General features: G+C 70.0%; 23 protein-coding genes. 3 read left to right on the top strand and 20 right to left on the bottom strand.

What is annotated here, in order from left to right; all coding sequences use genetic code 11:
• Window positions 1-80: 80 nt before the first annotated feature.
• From EV685_RS14025 to EV685_RS14060, 8 genes are all read right to left on the bottom strand, one after another.
• Window positions 81-614 carry a F0F1 ATP synthase subunit delta gene (locus EV685_RS14025; protein ID WP_130482656.1) on the bottom strand — a complete coding sequence of 178 codons (534 nt, stop codon included), beginning with the start codon at window positions 612-614 and terminating at the stop codon, window positions 81-83.
• 2 nt (window positions 615-616) lie between these two features.
• Window positions 617-1,087 (bottom strand): F0F1 ATP synthase subunit B, encoded by a 471-nt coding sequence (locus tag EV685_RS14030; RefSeq protein WP_130482657.1) that lies wholly within the window; start codon window positions 1,085-1,087, stop codon window positions 617-619.
• Window positions 1,088-1,124: 37 nt separating this feature from the next.
• Window positions 1,125-1,376: a F0F1 ATP synthase subunit C gene (gene atpE / locus EV685_RS14035; RefSeq protein WP_130482658.1), complete on the bottom strand. Its 252-nt coding sequence runs from the start codon at window positions 1,374-1,376 to the stop codon at window positions 1,125-1,127.
• A gap of 76 nt (window positions 1,377-1,452) precedes the next feature.
• Window positions 1,453-2,334: a F0F1 ATP synthase subunit A gene (gene atpB, locus EV685_RS14040; protein ID WP_130482659.1), complete on the bottom strand. Its 882-nt coding sequence runs from the start codon at window positions 2,332-2,334 to the stop codon at window positions 1,453-1,455.
• Window positions 2,324-2,866: an ATP synthase subunit I gene (locus EV685_RS14045; protein WP_130482660.1), complete on the bottom strand. Its 543-nt coding sequence runs from the start codon at window positions 2,864-2,866 to the stop codon at window positions 2,324-2,326. Before EV685_RS14045 ends, atpB begins: the two co-directional genes overlap by 11 nt.
• Window positions 2,867-3,079: 213 nt before the next feature.
• Entirely contained in the window at window positions 3,080-3,979 is a 900-nt protein-coding gene (locus tag EV685_RS14050) for an SMP-30/gluconolactonase/LRE family protein (RefSeq protein WP_130482661.1), read from the bottom strand.
• A gap of 114 nt (window positions 3,980-4,093) precedes the next feature.
• Window positions 4,094-4,588 carry a GNAT family N-acetyltransferase gene (locus tag EV685_RS14055; protein WP_130482894.1) on the bottom strand — a complete coding sequence of 165 codons (495 nt, stop codon included), beginning with the start codon at window positions 4,586-4,588 and terminating at the stop codon, window positions 4,094-4,096.
• A 22-nt stretch (window positions 4,589-4,610) separates the two neighbouring features.
• Window positions 4,611-5,270 carry a cytochrome b/b6 domain-containing protein gene (locus EV685_RS14060; protein ID WP_130482662.1) on the bottom strand — a complete coding sequence of 220 codons (660 nt, stop codon included), beginning with the start codon at window positions 5,268-5,270 and terminating at the stop codon, window positions 4,611-4,613.
• A 267-nt stretch (window positions 5,271-5,537) separates the two neighbouring features.
• Between EV685_RS14060 and EV685_RS14065 the strand changes: the two genes are divergently transcribed.
• The gene (locus tag EV685_RS14065; RefSeq protein ID WP_130482663.1) at window positions 5,538-5,990 is read left to right on the top strand and encodes a c-type cytochrome; all 453 of its coding nucleotides are present in this window, start codon (window positions 5,538-5,540) and stop codon (window positions 5,988-5,990) included.
• Between the two features lie 74 nt (window positions 5,991-6,064).
• Here EV685_RS14065 and EV685_RS14070 read toward each other — a convergent pair whose 3' ends face one another.
• The 5 genes from EV685_RS14070 to EV685_RS14090 form a co-directional block, all read right to left on the bottom strand.
• Window positions 6,065-6,736 carry a VOC family protein gene (locus tag EV685_RS14070; protein WP_130482664.1) on the bottom strand — a complete coding sequence of 224 codons (672 nt, stop codon included), beginning with the start codon at window positions 6,734-6,736 and terminating at the stop codon, window positions 6,065-6,067.
• A 5-nt stretch (window positions 6,737-6,741) separates the two neighbouring features.
• Entirely contained in the window at window positions 6,742-7,614 is an 873-nt protein-coding gene (locus EV685_RS14075) for a PhzF family phenazine biosynthesis protein (protein ID WP_130482665.1), read from the bottom strand.
• A gap of 15 nt (window positions 7,615-7,629) precedes the next feature.
• On the bottom strand, window positions 7,630-8,841 hold the full coding sequence (locus EV685_RS14080; RefSeq protein ID WP_130482666.1) for an aminotransferase-like domain-containing protein: 1,212 nt from the start codon (window positions 8,839-8,841) through the stop codon (window positions 7,630-7,632).
• 100 nt (window positions 8,842-8,941) lie between these two features.
• Entirely contained in the window at window positions 8,942-9,856 is a 915-nt protein-coding gene (locus EV685_RS14085) for a DMT family transporter (RefSeq protein ID WP_130482667.1), read from the bottom strand.
• Between the two features lie 4 nt (window positions 9,857-9,860).
• Window positions 9,861-10,472, bottom strand: coding sequence for a LysE family translocator (locus EV685_RS14090; protein ID WP_130482668.1), 612 nt, complete (start codon window positions 10,470-10,472; stop codon window positions 9,861-9,863).
• A gap of 147 nt (window positions 10,473-10,619) precedes the next feature.
• Between EV685_RS14090 and EV685_RS14095 the strand changes: the two genes are divergently transcribed.
• Entirely contained in the window at window positions 10,620-12,104 is a 1,485-nt protein-coding gene (locus EV685_RS14095) for an aminotransferase-like domain-containing protein (protein ID WP_130482669.1), read from the top strand.
• Between the two features lie 31 nt (window positions 12,105-12,135).
• Here EV685_RS14095 and rpoH read toward each other — a convergent pair whose 3' ends face one another.
• Complete coding sequence (rpoH, locus tag EV685_RS14100; protein WP_420820830.1) at window positions 12,136-13,134, bottom strand: RNA polymerase sigma factor RpoH; 999 nt, start codon at window positions 13,132-13,134, stop codon at window positions 12,136-12,138.
• Between the two features lie 120 nt (window positions 13,135-13,254).
• Between rpoH and EV685_RS14105 the strand changes: the two genes are divergently transcribed.
• Window positions 13,255-14,577, top strand: a complete 1,323-nt coding sequence (locus EV685_RS14105; RefSeq protein WP_130482895.1) for an aspartate aminotransferase family protein — start codon at window positions 13,255-13,257, stop codon at window positions 14,575-14,577.
• Window positions 14,578-14,586: 9 nt separating this feature from the next.
• On the opposite strand, the gene EV685_RS14110 is transcribed toward EV685_RS14105, so the two are convergent.
• The 6 genes from EV685_RS14110 to EV685_RS14135 are packed head-to-tail and all read right to left on the bottom strand — an operon-like array spanning window position 14,587 to window position 19,705.
• A complete protein-coding gene (locus EV685_RS14110; protein WP_242615592.1) occupies window positions 14,587-15,180 on the bottom strand; it encodes a DUF3299 domain-containing protein in 594 nt (197 codons plus the stop codon).
• Between the two features lie 33 nt (window positions 15,181-15,213).
• Entirely contained in the window at window positions 15,214-16,491 is a 1,278-nt protein-coding gene (locus EV685_RS14115) for an ABC transporter permease (protein ID WP_130482671.1), read from the bottom strand.
• Window positions 16,491-17,201 (bottom strand): ABC transporter ATP-binding protein, encoded by a 711-nt coding sequence (locus EV685_RS14120; RefSeq protein ID WP_130482672.1) that lies wholly within the window; start codon window positions 17,199-17,201, stop codon window positions 16,491-16,493. Before EV685_RS14120 ends, EV685_RS14115 begins: the two co-directional genes overlap by 1 nt.
• On the bottom strand, window positions 17,202-17,792 hold the full coding sequence (locus EV685_RS14125; protein ID WP_130482673.1) for a ZrgA family zinc uptake protein: 591 nt from the start codon (window positions 17,790-17,792) through the stop codon (window positions 17,202-17,204).
• Window positions 17,793-17,834: 42 nt separating this feature from the next.
• The gene (locus EV685_RS14130) at window positions 17,835-18,797 is read right to left on the bottom strand and encodes a metal ABC transporter solute-binding protein, Zn/Mn family (protein ID WP_130482674.1); all 963 of its coding nucleotides are present in this window, start codon (window positions 18,795-18,797) and stop codon (window positions 17,835-17,837) included.
• Complete coding sequence (locus EV685_RS14135) at window positions 18,794-19,705, bottom strand: metal ABC transporter permease (protein ID WP_130482675.1); 912 nt, start codon at window positions 19,703-19,705, stop codon at window positions 18,794-18,796. Before EV685_RS14135 ends, EV685_RS14130 begins: the two co-directional genes overlap by 4 nt.
• Window positions 19,706-19,720: the final 15 nt, after the last annotated feature.

The following is a 19,720-nucleotide window of genomic DNA, read 5'->3' on the forward strand; positions in this document are numbered from 1 at the left end:
GCTTGCTCCCAGTCTGGTCAATCGGTCTCATCGCTGAGTGGCGTCGCTTGACTCGGGGATGTGGGGATGCGCAGGGTGCCTCAGGCACCGAGCGCCACCTTCATGCGTTCGAGACGGGCCTTCACAGAGGTGTCGAGCACCTCATCGCCAACCACCACGCGGACACCACCGATCAACTCGGGGGCCTCGACGACGGTGGCTGAGAGCTTGCGTCCAAAACGCTGCTCGAGTGCCGACACGACCTCAGCCAGTTGCTGGGCATCGATCGGGTAGGCACTGTGAATGACCGCGTCAGAAACGCCCGTGGCCGCGTTGACCAGCGCATGGAACTGTTCAACCGCTTGCGGCAGGACAGTCAGGCGCCCGTTGTCGATCACGGTGCGCAGGAAGTTCTGCACGCCAGGAAGCAGCTCGGTCTGCGCCGCGCTGGCCACCACCTCGTAGACCTGTTCGGAGGTCACCTTGGGGTTGCCGGCGAGTTGGCGCACGACTTCATGAGCGGCCACCTCGGCCAGGACCTGCAATTGCCGGCCCCAGTCTGCGAGGTTGCCTTGGCGCGCGACCTGGTACAGCGCTTCCGCATAGGGACGCGCGATGGTTGCGAGCTCGGCCATGCTCAGAGCTCCGTCTTCAGACGCGCAAGCAGTTCTGCATGCACGCCCGCGTTGACTTCGCGCTTGAGGATCTGCTCGGCGCCCTTGACGGCCAGGCCGGCGACCTGTTCACGCAGAGCTTCACGAGCCTGGATGGACTGTTGCTCGGCTTCAGCCTTGGCGGCGGCGACGATCTTCGCGCCCTCCTCCTCGGCTCGGCGCTTGGCCTCGTCGACGATGGCCTGGGCACGCTTCTCGGCGTCAGCCAGCAGCTTGGCCGTCTCGGTGCGCGACTGGACCAGCTGCTCTTCGACGCGCTTGTTGGCCGTCGCCAGCTCGGACTTGGCCTTGTCGGCGGCGGCGAGGCCGTCGGCAATCTTCTGCGCGCGTTCGTCCAGCGCCTTGGTCAGCGGCGGCCAGATGAAGCGCATCGAGAACCAGACAAGGATCGCAAAGACGATCGCCTGCAGGATCAGGGTTGCGTTGATGTTCACGGCTCGATCCTTTCGCTCGTGAAAGGGTCGTGAGGAATCAGGCCGCGATGACGAACGGGTTCGCGAAGGCGAACAGCAGGGCGATGGCGACGCCGATCAGGAAGGCCGCGTCGATCAGGCCGGCCAGGATGAACATCTTGGTCTGCAGTTCGTTGATCAGTTCAGGCTGGCGAGCCGACGACTCGAGGAACTTGCCACCCATCAGGGCGATGCCGATAGAGGCGCCGATGGCACCGAGACCGACGATCAGACCGCAAGCCAGAGCGACGAAGCCGAGGACGTTTTCCATGAAGTTCTCCTGTTGGATTGGAAAGGAAGGGTGAGGAAAAGGGAGAGAGCAGTGAGGGCCGGACGACGCCTCGGACTCAGTGCGCGTCGTGCGCCTGACCCACGTAGATCAGCGTCAGCATCATGAAGATGAAGGCCTGAAGCGTGATCACGAGGATGTGGAACAGCGTCCAGACCGTACCTGCAATCAGGTGACCGATCGCCAGGCCGATGCCCGTGGCGCTGAGGGTGAAGGCACCGCCCATCAGGGCGATCAGCATGAACACGAGTTCGCCGGCAAACATGTTGCCGAACAGTCGCATGCCGTGAGAGACGGTCTTGGCGACGAACTCGATCATCTGCATCAGGAAGTTGATCGGATAGAGCACGACCTTGTCGCCGAACGGTGCAGCCACCAGCTCGTGAGCCCAGCCGCCCAAGCCCTTGATCTTGATGTTGTAGAACACGCAGATCAGCAACACGCTGGTGGACAGGCCGAGCGTGGTGGACAGGTCGGCCGTTGGCACGACGCGCATGTAGTCCTTGAAGCCCAGCGCAGGACCGGCCGAGTGCCAGATCTGCGGCAGCAGGTCGACCGGCAGCATGTCCATGAAGTTCATCAGGAAGATCCAGACGAACACGGTCAACGCCAACGGCGAGACGAGCTTGCGGCTCTTGGCGTTGTGTATCACGCCCTTAGCCTGGTTCTCGACCATCTCGGCCAGGATCTCGACCGCAGCCTGGAAGCGACCCGGAACACCCGACGTCGCGGCGCGTGCGGCACGCCACATCAGGAAGCAGCCAATCACGCCCAGCAGAACCGAATAGAACACCGAATCCAGGTTGAAGACGCTGAAATCGACGATCGAGGTCTGCTTGACGCTCTGGAAGTCAAAGTCCTTCTGCAGATGCTGCAGGTGATGAACGATGTACTCGCCCGCCTTGGGGCCGTGTTCCGCAACTTGTCCTTCAGCAGCCATCGTGGGTACTCGAACGCTGGTCCGGAGACCGTTTGATCTTCCAGCCCTGCAACAGCAGAGCCAGCCAATTCATCTTGAGGCACACGACCACAGCCACCAGCAACGCCGGCCAGCTCAGATCGGGCACAACCTTCACCGCCGCCGCCAGGAAGGCGACGGTCAATGCAACCTTTGCAAACTCCCAGACCATGAAGCCAAGTGCCGCAGCACCCGCCTTCTCGACCCGAAGCCGGCTCATCCCGCGAGCCATCAAGGCGTTGGGCAGAACCACGGCGGCCGAACCATACAGCGCGGACCACACAACTTCCTGACGATTCACCAGCAACCACCCGAGGATGACCACCAGAACACCAGCCGCCGCCTGAGCCGCAACCACCCGCCAGGGAGACAGCAGCGGGTGCCGGGAGCGGAGCGCCAGGACTTCGTCCCGCGTCCACGCCCTGACGGGCTCTTCAGCATCGGAGGGGTCGACCGGACTGTCGCGCCACGCCGGGTCGGGTTCGCGCTCTGGTTCTCGTGAAACCGTGGACATGGGCCTTGCTCCGGTCGGGTCCAGCAAAGCCGGCGAATTGTACGTGGAAACCCCCACACTTCCAGCCACTTCCTGAGTCTCAAAACACCAAGCCGGGGCGAGTGCACCTGAGGCGTGCGCAGAAAACAACAACTCGTCACGGCGCTTGGGATAGCCCCAGACGGCGCCGGGACATGGCTTGCCTGACCCGTCAGAAGGCCTTTCTCGCTGCGCTCAGGCTTGGCCGAAATGGGCCGGCAGCCCCGGCACGTCGACCCGCATCTGCAGCACGCAGCCGGCCCAGGGTTGCTCGGCGAGTTCGGCCTCGGGACGGTTCTCGCGCGCGGTCGTGATGTAGAGCGTGCGCAGGTCGGCACCGCCGAAGCAGGGCATGGTCGGACAGCGCACCGGCAGTCGGACCTCGCGAAGCACACGCCCTTCTGGCGAGATGCGCAACAGGCGCTGGCCCTCGAACATCGCCGCCCAGTAACAGCCCTCGCTGTCGACCACCGCGCCGTCCGGCCGCCCGCCATAGGTCGACAGGTCCTGGCCGGCCTGCTTGACCGGGAAGTCCATGAAGACACGTTCGCGGCTCAGGCTGCCATCCGTCGGATCGAAGTCGAAGGCGCGGATGCGGTGGGCCTTGGTGTCGGACCAGTACATCGTGCGGCCGTCCGGGCTCCAGGCCAGGCCGTTGCTGACGGTGATGTCGCCGGCCATGCGGTCCAGGGCACCGCGCTGCCAGCGGTACAGCGCCGCCTGCGGCTGGCGTGGCTCATGGATGGTGCCCACCCACAGGCGCCCTTGTGGATCGCACTTGCCGTCGTTGAAGCGCTCGGTGGCGACATCGTAGGGAGCTGCGGCCAGCCGGGCCCGGCCCGAGGTCTCGGGGTCAAAGCGCCAGATGCCGTCGCGCATGCCCAGCAGCAGCCCACCGCCCAGCAGCGGGGCGCAGCAGGCCGGTTCGACGGGAAAGTCCCAGCGCCGGGTCGCGCCGGTGGCCGGATCGAGCCGGTGCAGTCGACGACCAGGGATGTCGCAGTAGTAGAGGACCTGCTCAATCGGGTGCCACAACGGCGATTCGCCCAGCAAGGCCGGTTCGGAGATCGGACGGATGTCGTGGTCGGGATGCATGGACAGAAGCTCCGGGGTGCGCAGGATTCCCAAGGGTCGGGCGGCGCGATGCTAAGGCTGTACCCGCCGGTAACCGCCACGATCCGGGTAGCCCCGGATGCCGCTGCGGCCCGGTCAGTAGCGGGTGACGCCGCCCGTCAGGTCAGCCCGCAGGTAGTGGGCGCCCGCGATCGGGTTGAAGTAGTAGGGCGGCACCTCCACGAAACCGAGCGAGGCGTAGAGCTCGCGGGCGGCCTCCATGTCGTCGAGCGTGTCGAGATACATCGACGAGTAGCCGGCCTCGCGGGCGTGCTCGAGCAGGCGCTCGGCAATCAGGCGACCGAAGCCGAAACGGCGGAAGGGTCGGCGCACAAACAGCCGCTTCATCTCGCAGGCATTGGGCTCATCGGCGTCGGGCAGCGGCCGGAAGGCGCCGCAGCCGGCCACCTCGCCGTCGACCATGGCCAGCAGCAGCAGACCGCGCGGCTCGGCGTAATCGCCCGGGAGCCCGGCCAGCTCATCCTCAAAGCCCTGGAAGCACAGGTCGATGCCGAGGCTGTCGGCGTACTCGCGGAAGACGATGCGGACGTCGTCGATCGATGCCGGTGTATCGGCCCGGACCAGCGCCAGCTCCGGTGTCTCACCGTCCAACTCAGGCTCCGAAAGAGTTCACCCAGATGGCCAGCGCCGCGCAGGCTGCGCCGATCAACAGCGCCAGCAGGCGCCGCCCGGCCGTGTCGCCGGTGTCGGGCACGTCGGCGTCGAGCAGCTTGTCGCCGTGCAGCATCGGGCCGACCAGGTCAACGCGCTTGCGCAGCCGATAGAACACGATCGCCGCGACGTGCAGGCCGACCAGGCCAAAGATCAGCCATTGCCCGCCGGTCTTGTGCCAGGCCGTGGCGGTGCTGGACACGGCGCCGCTGACGAAGCTGATCAGCGGGCCGGCACTGGCGATCTCGTCATCGGCCACCAGGCCGGTGGCGACCTGCACCGCGAGGATGCCCAGCAGGCCGAACACCGACAGGCTGCCCAGCGGGTTGTGGCCCACCTCGAAGTGCTCGCCCGGACGCGGCTGGCCGCGCAGGTAGCGCAACACCGCAGCGGGCCCGTAGATGAAGGACGCGAACCGCGACCAGCGCCCGCCGACCAGCCCCCAGACCAGCCGGAAACTGATCAGCGCCAGCGTGGCCATGCCGAGCCGGAAGTGCCAGACGGTGGCATTGCCACCGACCTTGGCGGTCACGATCGAGCCGACCACGCAGGCCAGCAAGGTCCAGTGGAACAGCCTCGTCGGCAGGTCCCAGACGCGCACGCGGCGCGCGGAGGCATGAGGGTTTGCAGCAGTCGTCACAGCCGACATCGTAGCGATCCGATCCCACGTTTCCAGTCCATGGCGCGAAGGCGGCGCGCCGGGCATGAGGCCCGTGCCGGACGCTGTTGCGCGTCGATCACGAACATGAAGTGCGCCTTAAATCACAAGGAACCGAAGCGTACACTGAGTCAGCTTCTGGACAGGTCTTGACGTGTCTCAGAACGCGCACTTCACCCACACCGCATGCACGCACTGGAGTCACTGTCGATGAAACGTCTCACCCTCGCCCTGAGCGCCTCCCTGGGTCTGATGCTGGCCCTGCCGGCTGCCGCGCAATTCCAGAAGCCGGAAGACGCGATCAAGTACCGCAAGGCCGCGTTCACCGTGATGGCCTCGCACTTCGGCCGCCTCGGCCCGATGGCCCAGGGCCGCGTGCCCTTCGATGCAAAGGTTGTCGCCGACAACATCGCCATCGCCGCGACGATGTCCGCCCTGCCCTTCGCCGGTTTCGGCGCCGGCACCGACAAGGGTGACACCAAGGCCAAGCCGGAAGTCTGGTCTGAAGCCGACAAGTTCGCCGCCGCCGCCAAGAAGATGCAGGACGCGATGGCCGCGCTGAACGTCGCCGCCAAGTCCGGCAATGCCGACCAGTTCAAGGCCGCCTTCGGCGAGACCGGCAAGACCTGCAAGGGCTGCCACGACGATTTCCGCAAGGAGTGATCAGGGCGGGCTGCGGCCCGCTGGGATCGAAGACACAAGGCCCGTCATCGACGGGCCTTTTTCATGGCCGAGCGTCAGGCCGCGCTGCGCAGCACGACCTCGCCGAGCGGCGTGACGAAGGTGGCCGACAAGGCCGGCGCGTCGGCCGCGTCGTCGCCCTGGACGCCACGCAGGCGCATGACGTCGCGGGCGCGTGGCGGCAAGCCGCGCACGGCCAGGCGCTGGAGCGTGACCGGGCTGGCCGGCAGGCGATCACAGGGGTGACCGGCCATCCACTGGATCAGCACGGGGACCGCGCCACCCAGCAGCGTCGCGCCGTCGTCGCGCAGCACGATCTGCCAGCGCAGCGGCGTGACCATGCCAGGCACCTTGCGTTCGGCAGAAAGCGTCGTGCCGGGCTGCAGGCCGATGGTGATCAGGCCCCAGCGGTGCATGTCGATCTGCGGGGAACGACCGGCCCAGGCGACCAGTTCAGGCCCGTCGACGAGCCGTGCCTGCAGCGCCGGATCGTCCAGACCGAACCAGCGTGGACGTGCTGGCGCGGGCGCATCCGGGTCGATCGCGATCAGTTCGAGGTAAGTGCGCGCATGGCTGGGCGAACTGATCTGCAGCAACCGGTTGTGTGTGCCCATGAACGCGTGCTGCCCCCCCTCGACGGGCTCGGCGCCCAGTCGTTGGGCCAACCAGCTTGAGCCGCTGTCCAGATCGCGGCAAGCCAGGACGAGGTGATCAGCTTCGACGTGCATGGTGCTCAGGATAGACGGACCGCACCGGTGATCAGCCCGCAGACGTCGCCGCCGATCCACACCGTGTCGCCATCCGGCCCGGCTTCGGCTTCGACGTGGACACGGCCATCGCGGCCCAGCGCACGACCTTGCCCGGCGACGTAGCGGCGCGCCACCCGGCCCTCGCCGATCAGCCATTGCGCGATGCCGGCATTGAGGCTGCCGGTGACCGGGTCCTCGGGCACGCCCAGCTCGGGCACGAAGGCCCGCACCTCGACGTCCAGCTCACCGCCCGGCGGGTAGGCGCCCACCACGCCCAGCTCCAGCCCGCGCATGTGCAGCGGATCGGGCCGCAAAGCGTTCACCGCCGCCGCGTCATGCAGCAGGGCAGCGATCCAGGGCGGACCGTTGTCGACCCACTGGACCGCCTGGACCGCCTCGGCCGGCAACTGCAGCGCGGCCAGCACGCGCGCGTGCAGCTCGGCATCGACCGGGCCGCTGCGGCGCAGCGGTGGTGCGGCAAAGGCCAGCCGGGTGCCGCCGTCGGCGCGGCGCTGGCGCCGGATGCGCACCCGGCCAACGCCGCACTGCTGGACGATCTCGCCCTCGCGTTGCGGCACGCCGCCATGGTCCAGCCAGACCTGGCAACTGCCCAGCGTCGGATGGCCGGCAAAGGGCAGCTCACGACCCGGCGTGAAGATGCGCACCCGGTAGTCGGCGGCCGGATCGGTCGGCGGCAGCAAGAAGGTGGTCTCGCTGAGCTGGGTCCAGCGGGCGAAGGCCTGCATCGTGGCCTCGTCCAGGCCCTCGCCGTCGACCACCACGGCCAGCGGATTGCCCAGCATCGGCCGGGCGCTGAAGACGTCGACCTGGGCGTAGCGGCGCAAGGCGTTTGGCATGGTGGCGACCCCGGATCAGCGTTCGAGGTGACGGCGCAGCACGCCGCCCAGCAGCGCGACGGCGGTGTCGATCTGGTCCGGGCTGAGCGTGACGAAGGACAGGCGCAGCGTGCGCGTGTCGGCATGGTCGGCATAGAAGGCCGCGCCGGGCACATAGGCCACACCCGCCTCGACCGCCTGCGGCAACAGCGCCAGCGCGTCACAGCCTTCGGGCAGCGTCAGCCAGAAGAACATGCCGCCTTGCGGCTGGAGCCAGCGCGCGCCGGTCGGCAGGTGGCGCAGCAGGGCCTGTTGCATCGCGTCGCGCTGGGCCTTGTAGCGCGCGCGCACGCTCGGCAAGTGGCGGTCCAGGAAGCCGTCGGCGATGACGTGGTGGACGATGCGCTGGTTGAAGCTCGGCGAGTGCAGGTCGGCGGCCTGCTTGGCCTGCAGCAGCTTGGGGTAAATGTCCGGCGGCGCGACGACATAGCCCAGCCGCAGACCCGGCGCCAGCACCTTGGAGAACGAACCCAGGTAGATCGAGCCTTCGGCCCAGCGACCGCTCAGCGCGGGCGGCGGCGGCGCGTCGTACCAGAGGTCGCCATAGGGGTTGTCCTCGACCAGCGGCACGCCCGATCGCTCGGCCGCCTCGACCAGCGCGACGCGGCGGGCCTCGCCCATCACGCGGCCGGTGGGGTTCTGGTAGTTGGGCAGGACGTAGAAGAAGCGGCCGGCCGGGGCGTGCGTCGACAGCGCGCGCAGCGATTCGGGCCGCGCGCCTTCCTCGTCGCTGTCGACCGAGATGAAACGTGGCTCGAAGGGCGAGAAGGCCTGCAGCGCGCCCAGGTAGGTCGGCGTCTCGACGGCGACCGGCGCACCCGGATCGACCAGCACCTTGGCGACCAGATCCAGGCCCTGCTGCGAGCCGGTGGTGATCAGCACCTGGCTGGCGCTGACCTGCAGGCCCTGCGTCTTCAGGTGCTCGGCGACCCATTCGCGCAAGGGGCCGTAGCCCTCGCTGGCGGCGTACTGCAAGGCCTCGCGCGGGTGGTCACGCAGCACACGATCGCTGGCCTCGCGCATGGCCTCGATCGGGAAGGCATCGGGCGACGGCAGGCCGCCGGCCAGCGACAGGATGCCGGGCTGCTCGGTCACCTTGAGGATCTCGCGGATGACCGACGGGTTGAGCCGCGCGGCGCGCTGCGCCAGGTGCCAGGGGGAGGTCGGAAAGGTCGTCGTCGAGGTCATGGCAAGGCTCGTTCGGTCAGGGAGAAGACGGGGCGGAAACGGGGTCGGAACAGAGATCGGAACAAAGATCGAAAGTGAGATCGGCAAAGAGGCCAGATTGTCAGCGCGCCGGCACGGCACGCACCGGCGCGCGCTTGCCGATCAGCACCAGCGCCAGCACGGCCAGCGCATAGCTCAGCGTGACCGCATCGAGCGGCTCACCCAGCACCGGCACGGCCATCAGCAAGGCGAGGAAGGGCTGGACCAGTTGCACCTGGCTGACGCGCACCATGCCGCCCAGGACCAGGGCGCGGTACCAGGCAAAGAAGCCCAGCCACATCGAGAACATCGTCAGGTAGGCCAGTGCGCCCCAGGACGAGGCCTGAGCCGGCGCGTCCGGCCAGGCCAGCAGGGCCGCCGGCAGGGTCAGCGGCAGGCTGCAGGCCAGCACCCAGCTGATGACCTGTTCGGCCGGTCGACGCGCGGACAGCTGCGCGCCCGACACATAGCCCAAGGCCGCGCTGACCACCGCCAACAGCAGCCACAGGTCGGCCAGCACCAGGCCGCCGCCACCGGCTTGCCAGGCAAAGGCCAGCACCAGCAGGCAACCGCCTACCGCGCAGAGCCAGAAGGCGATCGACGGCCGCTGGCGCAGCCAGAACGCGGCCAGCGCGGCGGTCGCCAGCGGCAACACACCGGTCACGACGGCGGCATGCATCGCCGGCACCTCGCGCAGCGCCAGCGCGATGAACAGCGGGAAGCCGAGCACCGTGCCGAGCGCACTGACCGCCAGCGGCCGCCATTCCTCGCGGCGCGGCCGACTGGCGCCCTGCCACATCAACCAGGCCGCGCTCAGCAGCCCGGCGCCAGCGGCGCGCGCAGCGGTCACGAAGAAGGGCGGCAGCTGCGGCGCGTCCTGCGGACCAACCGCCAGCCGCGTCATCGGGAAGGTCAACGCAAAGATCAGCACGCCCAGCAGGCCGAGCCACAGGCCACGGGTCTCGTCGCGGTGTGAGGGGGTGGACGCGGCGTTCATGGCGTCATGTCCTGACCGCACCGCCCAGCGCCAGCCACAGCGCGGTCAGCGCCAGCAGCGTCGCCATCGTGCGGTTGAAGACCAGCAGGCGCCGACCCTGTGCCAGCCAGCGGCGCAGCAGCGCGCCGATCAGCGCATAGCTGAAGTTGCTGGCAAAGGCATAGAACATCATCGTCGGCACGACCACCAGCAACCGTTCGCCGAGCGGGCCGGGCAGCACCCAGCCGGCGCTGACGGTGAGTGCCGCCATCCAGGCCTTGATGTTGACGAACTGCAGCGCCACTCCGGCGCGGAAGCCCACGTCCAGCTGCGCGGCATCGGCCTCGGACATCTGCCGGGCCTGCCAAAGGCGCCAAGCCAGCCAGGTCATGTAGCCCAGACCGATCACCTGGATCGCCCAGCCCAGCGGTGGCCAGGCCCGCACCGCGCCGGCCACGCCCAGGCTCGCGCCGAGCAGCAGCAGCAGCCAGCCCACCGGCACCGCGAGCACGAAGCGCATCGCCCGCCGCAAGCCAAGGTTGGCCGCCAGCGCCGTCGACAGCGTGGTGTTCGGGCCCGGCGTGAAGGCCATGGCGGTGATCATCGCGAGCAGCGCGAGGTAGTCGGCAAGCGGCATCGAGACTCGCTGGGGTGGCGTGAGAGGCAGGGAACATGCGGCCCAGTCTAGGCGCCGATGACGATACAGAAGCAGTACAGTTGCCCGGATCACAGATGCAATCTGTATGACCCATCGCGGCGATACACGCCAACCCGGAGCCGCCGGATGAAAACCGATCTGCCATTGTCCGCCGCCCCCCTGACCCGCCACAGCGGCCAGACCCTGAGCGAGCAGCTTGCCGGCCAGGTGGCCGAGCGCATCCGCCAGCGCCTGCTGGCGCCGGGTGCGCGGCTGCCGTCCGTGCGGGACGCGGCGCGCCGCCACGGCGTCAGCCCGCACACGGTGGTCGCCGCCTATGACCAGCTGCTGGCCCAGGGCCTGGTCGAGGCGCGCAAGCAGCGCGGCTTCTTCGTGCGCGGTCCGCAGGCCGAGCCAGCGGCGGCGCGCAGCCGGGCAGCGTCAGGCGCAGACGTCGCTGCACCCAAGGTCGCCCCGATCGACGCGACGGCGCTGATCCGCGGCATGTTCCAGGCCGGCGGCGGTCGGCCCGGTCCGGGCCTGGGCACCCTGCCCGCCGCCTGGCTGGACCTGCCGCTGCTGCACGGCGCGCTGCGGCGCGTGCTGGCCGACGACCGGCAAGCCGGTGCGTCCGCCAGCGCCCTGCTATACGGCGAGCCGGCCGGCGACCCGCGGCTGCGCATGGCCCTGTCGAACCGCCTGCAGGACCTGGGCATCCCGGCCGCGCCGGAGCGCATCGTCACGGCGGTCGGCGCGACCCATGCGCTGGAACTGATCTCGCGCACCCTGCTCGCGCCTGGCGATGCGGTGCTGGTCGATGACCCGGGCTGGGCCGTCGAATCGGCCCGGCTGTCACGCCAAGGCCTGCGCCTGCTGCCGGTGCCACGCGGCGCCGACGGGCCGGATCTGGACGTGCTGGCCGCCCTGGCCACGCAACACCGGCCGCGCCTGTACGTGACCGTGTCGGTGCTGCACAACCCGACCGGCCACACGCTGGGTCTGAACACGGCGCACCGGCTGCTGCAGCTGGCGCAGGCCCATGACTTCCTGATCGCCGAGGACGACACCTACGCCTACCTCGCGCCGCCACACGCACCCCGGCTGGCCGCCCTGGACGGGCTGCAGCGCACGGTCTACGTCAGCGGCTTCTCGAAGATCCTGGCGCCGAGTTGGCGGGTGGGCTACCTGGCCGCGCCAGCCGGCCTGGTCGACCGGCTGATCGACACCAAGCTGCTGAGCACGCTGACCAGCCCGGCGCTGCTGGAACAGGCCGTCGCGGTCTGCCTCGAACAAGGCCTGCTGCGCCGCCACGCCGAGAAGGTCGGCGCCTTGCTGGCCAGCGCCCGCGCCCGCAGCGTCCGGCTGGCCGAGGCGGCCGGTTGCCGCTTCCTCGCGCCGCCACAGGGCCTGTTCGGCTGGCTGGACACCGGCGTCGACACCGAGCGCCTTGCCTTGCCCTTGCTGGACGCCGGCTGGTTGATCGCGCCTGGCAGCCTGTTCCACGCCAGCCACCGGCCGAGCACGGCCATGCGCATCAATTTCGCCAGCTCGCAGGACGCGGCGTTCTGGAAGGCGTTTGTCGCCGCCCGAGCGACCATGAAAAACGCCGGCTCGGGGCCGGCGTTGTCGTGACGGGTGAGGCGGGCGGACCGCTCAGGTCAGGTCAGGCGTGTTCGACGAGGGCCTTGCGCATCTTCTTCATCGCCGCGACCTCGATCTGGCGGATGCGCTCGGCGCTGACGCCGTATTCGGCCGCCAGCTCGTGCAGCGTCATGCCGCCGGAGCCGTCGTCGTTGACCTGCAGCCAGCGCTGCTCGACGATGCGGCGGCTGCGGGCGTCGAGCACGTCCAGCGCGCGCAGCAGGCCGGGGCCGGCCAGCTCGTCGCGGTGGCGGGCTTCGAGCGCACGGGTCGGCTCCTGGCGCTCGTCAGCGAGATAGGCGATCGGGGCGTAGCTCTCGTCGTCCTCGTTGGCACCGGGTTCGAGCGCGACGTCGCCGCCGGCGAAGCGGGCCTCCATCTCGATGACCTCCTCGCGCTTGACGTTGAGTTCACGCGCGACGGTGTCGATCTCGGCATCGGTCAGGCTGGTGCGGTGGGTCGATCCGTCCTGTGCCTCGGCGGCGGCACCCTTGAGCTGGCGCTTCATCGAGCGCAGGTTGAAGAACAGCTTGCGCTGCGCCTTGGTGGTCGCGAGCTTCACGACGCGCCAGTTCTTCAGGATGTATTCGTGGATCTCGGCCTTGATCCAGTGCATCGCATAGCTGACCAGGCGCACGCCCTGTTCAGGGTCGAAGCGCTTGACCGCCTTCATCAGGCCGACGTTGCCTTCCTGGATCAGGTCGCCCTGCGGCAGACCGTAGCCGACGTACTGCCGCGCCACCGAGACGACCAGACGCAGGTGCGACAGCACCAGACGGCCGGCGGCCTCGACGTTCTGCTCGTCGCGCAGCTGGCGGGCAAAACGCGTCTCTTCCTCGGGCGTCAGCAGCGGCAGCCGGTTGACAGCGCTGATGTAGGCGTCCAGATTGCCCAGCGAGGGCAACAGCGACCACGGATCGCGGACGATCAGGGCGCTGGGGGCAGTGGCAGCAGACAGGTTCATGGTGGACATAGACGGGTCTGGGCTCCTTGAAGGCCTCGATGTTAGCAGTCGACCCATGAGAGTGCTAAGCGCAGGACATGCCCGAAACACCCCCGAAATGAAAAGGTCATCACCGCCGGAGCCACAACCGTGAACGACGTCTCGCCGCGCCGCCGCGCGCCCCCCTTGCAAGCGCTGATGGCCCGCGAGCGCCAGCGCTACATCGACCGCCAGCCCCGCTCGATGGCGCAGGCCCGCCGGGCCGCTGCCCACCTGATGTTCGGCGTGCCGCTGCACTGGATGCAGGACTGGGGCACGCCCTTCCCCTTGCAGATCGACCGGGCCGAAGGCGCCCGCGTGGTCGACCTGGACGGTCACGAACGCGCCGACTTCTGCCTCGGTGACACCGGCGCCATGTTCGGCCACGCGCCGCCCGCCGTCGTGTCGGCGCTGGCCCGACAGGCCGGGCGCGGCAGCACGGCGATGCTGGCCGGCGAGGACGCCGCCGTCGTCGGCGAGCACCTGGCCGCACGTTTCGGCCTGCCGCAATGGCAGTTCGCGATGAGCGCCAGCGACGCCAACCGCTACGTCATCCGCTGGCTGCGCGCGGCCAGCGGCCGGCCCAAGGTGCTGGTCTTCGACGGCTGCTACCACGGCACCGTCGACGACGTCTTCGTCGACCTGGTGGACGGCCGTCCGGTGCAGCGGCCCAGCCTGCTCGGCCAGGTCCACGACCTGCGGCTGCACACCGTCGTCGTGCCCTTCAACGACCTGCCCGCACTGGACGCCGCGCTGGCCGGCGGCGACGTCGCCTGCGTGCTGGCCGAGCCGGCGCTGACCAACGTCGGCATGGTGCTGCCCGCCCCCGGCTACTGGCCGGCCGCCCGCGAACGGATCCGCCGCGCCGGCACCGCCCTGGTGGCCGATGAGACCCACACGCTCAGCGTCGGCCCTGGCGGCATGGCCCGGGCGATCGGGCTGGACCCGGACGCGCTGGTGGTCGGCAAGGCGATCGGCGCGGGCATGCCCTGCGCCGCCTACGGTTTCAGCAGCGAGTGGGCCGAGCGGGCAATGCGGGCCAAGCTCGCCGCCCCGCCCGGCCACTCCGGCATCGGCACGACCCTGAGCGGCAACCTGCTGGCCATGGCCGCGATGCGCGCCACGCTGGAGACGCTGCTGACCGAGGCCGTCTACGCGCCGATGCTGGCTCGCGCCACCGCCCTCGCCGAGGGCCTGCGTGGGCTGATCGCCCGCCACGGCCTGCCCTGGTGCGTGACGCAGCTGGGCGCGCGCTGCGAGTTCCAGTTCTGCCCGACCCCGCCGCGCGACGGCGCCGCAGCCGCCGCCGCGATGGACCCGGCGCTGGAGGCCTTGATCCACCTCGCCTTGGTCAATCAGGACGTGCTGATCACGCCCTTCCACAACATGCTGTTGTGCTGCCCGGCCACCGGCGACGAGGACGTGGCGCGCTTGCTGGCCGCGCTGGACACGATCCTGGCCGAGCTGCCGCGCCCGGCATGAACGACCGGCTCAGCGCCCGGCACGTTCCTCGTACGGGTCGACCTTGACGGCATCGAGGTGATAGCCGCTGACGCCCATCGCCGACTCGTCGCGCCGGACCTTGAGCGTGCCGCTGGCCCAGACCGGCACCATGCCCTTGATGCCCTTGACCGGCTTGAGTGGCGTGACGTGGATGATCTGGTTGGCCGGCGGCGGCGGGGTGTGGATGCAGGCGCCGAAATAGGGCACCAGCAAGAACTCGCGCAGCTCGCCCTTGCTTTCCTCCAGCGGCACGACATAGCCGGCGATGCGGATCGCCCGGCCATCCATCTCGGGCACCGTCGGCGCCTGGTCCCAGGCGGCGCGCAGCTCGTCCATCAGGGCCTGCGTCTTCGGGTCGCCATCGACCAGGTTCTGCAGGTTGCGGCCCTTGAAGCCCTTCATCGGGTCCCAGCTCTTGGGCATCAGCGCGTCCCAGGGCGTTTCCTTCAGCTCCGCAGACAGGCCCCACGGCGACAGCGTGGCCAGGCCGGCGGCGAGTGCGGCCTGCAGCAGGTGACGTCGCGTGGACGAAAGGCTGGGCGAGGGCATGTGCATGGGCGTGGGCATGACAGGTGACTTCATGGGCAACTCCGGAATGTCGTGATCTTCAGCATGTCAGGACCGGGGCGACAGCCCGTCGGCCAGCGACAGCCGGTAGGCCCGCCAGCCCGGCAGCAGGCTGGCACACCAGCCACCGAGCAACACGGCGGCCACCCAGCGCCATTCGTCGGCACGTGGCCAGCCCAGGCCGGGACGCAGCCCGGTGTGCTGCTGGACAAGGTCCGCACCCAGCGCCAGCAGCAGCGCACCGGTCAGCAGGCCCAGCGCGACGCCGGCCAGCGTGACCAGCGCCCCTTCGATCGCCAGCAGGCCCAGCAGCGCACGGGGACCGCAGCCGACCGCCCGCAGGATGGCCAGTTCGCGGCGCCGCTGCGCCAGCCCGGCCAGGATCACCGCGACCAGCCCGGCCAGGCTGACCACCGAGACCAGCGCGCCGACCGCCAGCAGGCCCCGTTCGCCGATGCCGATGACCTCCCACAGCTCGTCGAGCGCCACACCGGGCAACACGGCCATGATCGGCTCGGCGCGGTGGTTGGCGATCTGGCGCTGGACCGAGAACACCGCTGCACGCGTCTTCAGGCCCACCAGCACAGCGGTGACGCTGCGCGGCGTCAGGTCATGCTGCGCCAGCTGGTCGGCCGGCACCGCCTGCGACGCGATCGGCACGCCGGCCTGCCAGTCGATGTGCAGCGCCTCGATGGCTTCGAGCGAGACATGCAGCGAACGGTCGACCGGCGTGCCGGTGGCCGCCAGGATGCCGACCACCGTGAAGGGCTTGTCGGCATGGTCATTGGCCGCGATCGCACCGTCGCCGTGGCTGAGCACGACACGCTGGCCCAGCGTGTAGCCCAGCCGGCGGGCCACCTCGGCACCGATCACGACGTCGAACACACCGCCGATGCCGTCGACGAAGGCCCGCCCCTGTGCCAGTTCCAGCGCCTGCTTCTCGCCATATCGAAAGCGCTCGAAGTAGGCCGCGCGGGTGCCGACCACTGCAAAACCGCGGTGGCTGTCGCCCAGCGCGATCGGCAAGGTCCAGGCCACGGCGCGGTGCTGGTCGAGCATCTGCACGGCCTGCCAGCTGATGTTGTTCGTCGCGCTGCCGATGCGGAAAACCGCGTAGAGCAGCAACTGGACCGGCCCGGTGCGGGCGCCCACGATCAGGTCGGTGCCCGAGACCGCCTGCGAGAAGTTGTCGCGCACCTCATGGCGGATGCGTTCGATGCCCACCAGCAGCAGCGTCGACAGCGCGATCGACGCCACCACCAGCGACAGCACGCCGCGCCGGTTCCAGGCGCTGCGCAAGGCCAGCGTGAACAGGGCGGTGTTCATCACGCCACCTCCTGCTGGGGTGCCCGGTTGAGCGTGGGCAGATCGATCACATGGTCAAAGCGCGGCGCCAGCCGGGCGTCGTGGCTGACGAAGACCAGCGTGCTGCCGGCCTCGGCACAAGCGCCCAGCAGCAGGTCCATGAAGGCGTCGCGGCGGGCCTCGTCCAGCGCCGAGGTGGGCTCGTCAGCCAGCACCAGCTCGGGCGCGCCGATCAGCGCACGGGCCGCGGCCACCCGCTGCTGTTGGCCGACGCTGAGCCGATCGGCCCGGCGCGTGACCAGATCGCCACGCAGACCGACACGGTCGAGCAGATCGAGGGCCGCGCGTTCACGCCGCGCCGCGTCCGCGCCGGCCCGCTGCGCCCGCAGCGCCGACAGCCGGCAAGGCAACAGCACGTTGTCGAGCACCGACAGGTAGGGCAAGAGGTTGAACTGCTGGAACACGATGCCGATGTGGTCGGCCCGGCGGCGGTCACAGGCCGACGCGGACAGGCCGGCCCAGTCCTGCCCCAGCAGGTCGACACGGCCGGCGCGAGCCCGTTGCACGCCCGCCAGCAGCGCCAGCAGCGTGCTCTTGCCGCAGCCGCTCGGACCGCGCACGAAGGCGGTCTGGCCGGCCGGCAGTTCGAGCGTGGCGATGTCGAGCACGTCGCGCGGCTGGCCGGGCCAGCCGTGCCGGACCTCGGTCAGCCGCACCAGGGCAGACGACATTCAGCGGCCCCAGCGCAACACGGTGGCCGGGCGCTTCAGGCTGGCCTTGAACTTGCCTTGCGCCGTGGCGATCTGGGCGCCGACACGAGCGATGCGGGGCGCCGCCTTCATCAGGCCCGCCAGGTCGATGCTGCGCACCGCGTCCGGCCGGGCGCAGGTCCAGCGATAGCTCGCCTCCAGTTCCGCATGACCGTCGGACGGGGCGGTCGATGCGGCCGCCGGCTCCAGCACGCCGGGATCGACCTCGAACTCGGCGGGCGTGCAGCCGGCGGCGGCATCGGGGGTGAACAAGGTGGCGGGCGCCCGCAAGCGCGCCAGAAGGGCTTGCGCCGCCGCCTTCTGGGCGGCGGTGCGCGGCGCGTGTTCGTAGCCAACGAGGCTGTCCAGCGGCGCCTCGATCAGCAGCGTCAGCGTGTCGGCTTCGACCCCGATGGACAGGCTGACGGCGCCGTGTTCATGGGCATGCGCATGCGCATGGGCCTGCGCCATCGCCTGGCCATGGCCGATCAGCAAGGCATGGGCAACGGCAAGGGCAAGGGCAAGGGCAAGGGCAAGGGCATGACGGACGTGGCGGTCGAGGTGACGGGGCATGGTCGTTCTCCATGAGATCAAGGCAGGAGGCGGGTCGGGCAATCAGGTCCGTGACGGGCCGCGGAGCGCGTCGGCGAGGGCCCGGGTGTTGTGCGCCATCAGCGCCAGCCAGCTGTCGGCCTCGCCGCCGGGTCGGGTCAGCGCGTCGCCATGCAGGCGGGAGCGGGCGACGACCGCGCCGCTGTCCTGGGCGATCTGGCGCATCAGGCGCTCGTCGCGCAAGGCATCGACAAAGACGGCCCGCACGCCGGTCTTGCGCAGCAGCGTGACCAGCCGGGCGACGGCCGCTGCGGAGGGCTCCAGATCGGCGCCGGTCGAGGCCATCGGCGTGACCATGTCCAGCCCATAGGCCGCCGCCAGATAGGCATAGCCGCCGTGCGGCGTGTAGAAGCGGCGCTGGTCGTCGGGCAGGCGCGTCAGGCGCGCGCGGGCGTCGGCGTCGACGCGGTCCAGCCGCATCAGGAAGTCGGCCAGCCGCTCGCGCAGCAGACCGGCCTGTGCCGGGATGCGGCGCTGCAGCGTCAGGCTCAACAACTGAGCCACCTGCCTGACCCGCGCTGGGTCGTGCCACAGGTGCGGGTCCGGCAAGGCCCCGCGCCGCAGCGGTTCGATCGCGTCGGCCGCGCTGACCATCGGCAAGGCGGCGGCAGCGGCTTCGCGCAGGCGCGGCAGCCAGGCTTCGAAGCCCAGCCCGTTGGCGACCAGCAGATCGGCCTGCGCCAGCCAGCGCGCATCGGCCGGCGTCGGCGCATGGGCATGGGTGTCGGCTTCGGGCCCCACCAGCGCATGGACTTCGGCATCGGGCGGTGCGAGCTGGCGCAGCAGGTCGGCCAGGATCGAGAAGCTGGCGACCAGGCGCAGCGGCCGGTTCGGCAGTGGCGCGGGCGTTGCGGCCCGCGAGATCGGCGTGACCCCGGACGCCACCAGCGACGCCAGCGCCACCTGCGCCGCCAATCCGCCCAGGTAGGCGCGGCGCGAGGGGCCTGCGGTCCTGCCCGCCGTCATGGACGCACCGCCACGGTCGCCGACTGGGCTGCCATCCGCCAGCGCCAGACGCCATCGACCCGACCGAACAGCAAGGAGCCGACATAGGCCAGACCCGCCAGACACACGATGGCCGGGCCGGACGGCAGTTCGGCATGGAAGGACAGCAGCAGCCCGCCGACGCCGGCCAGCGCGCCGATCGCCCAGGCGCCCAGCACCATGCCGGGCAGGCTGCGGCTCCAGAAGCGCGCCGCCAGGGCCGGCAGCATCAGCTGGCCGATCGCCATCAGGGCCCCGAGCGCCTGCAGCGCGCCGACCAGGTGCAGCACCAGCAGCGCCAACAGCAGGGCATGGCCCCAGCGGGCCGCGCCTGCGCCCGGTCCGCCGCGCAGAAAGGCGGCATCGAGGCTGTCATAGACCAGCACGCGCCAGCCGACGGCCAAGGCCAACAGCATCAGGCTGGACAGCGCCGCCAGCGCAATCAGCGCGGTCGCGTCGACCGCGAGCACGCTGCCGAAGAGCAGGTGCAGCAGATCGGGACCGCCTCCGCCGCGCGCCATCAGCAGCACGCCGGCCGCCAGCGCGATCAGGTAGAAGGCCGAGAAACCGGCGTCCTCGTGCTGGGTCGTGTGACGGCTGGCCAGCCCGGCGACGGTGGCCACCAGCGCAGCGGCCACCAGGCCCCCTGCGGCCATCGCCCACAGCGTCAGACCCGCCAGCGCATGGCCCACGGCCGCACCGGGCAGCAGGGCATGGGCAATGGCCTCGCCGACCAGGCTCATGCGGCGCAACACCAGCAGGCAGCCCAGCGGCGCGGCGGTCAGCACCAGCGCCAGCGTCGCCAGCAGGGCACGGCGCATGAAGCCGTAGTCGGCAAACGGCTGGACCAGCAGCGCGTGCAAGCCGGCAGGATCGGTCAGCGTGTTCATCGCGTCCATGTCGCC

Source organism: Sphaerotilus mobilis, assembly GCF_004216565.1.
GTDB classification, from domain to species: domain Bacteria; phylum Pseudomonadota; class Gammaproteobacteria; order Burkholderiales; family Burkholderiaceae_C; genus Sphaerotilus; species Sphaerotilus mobilis.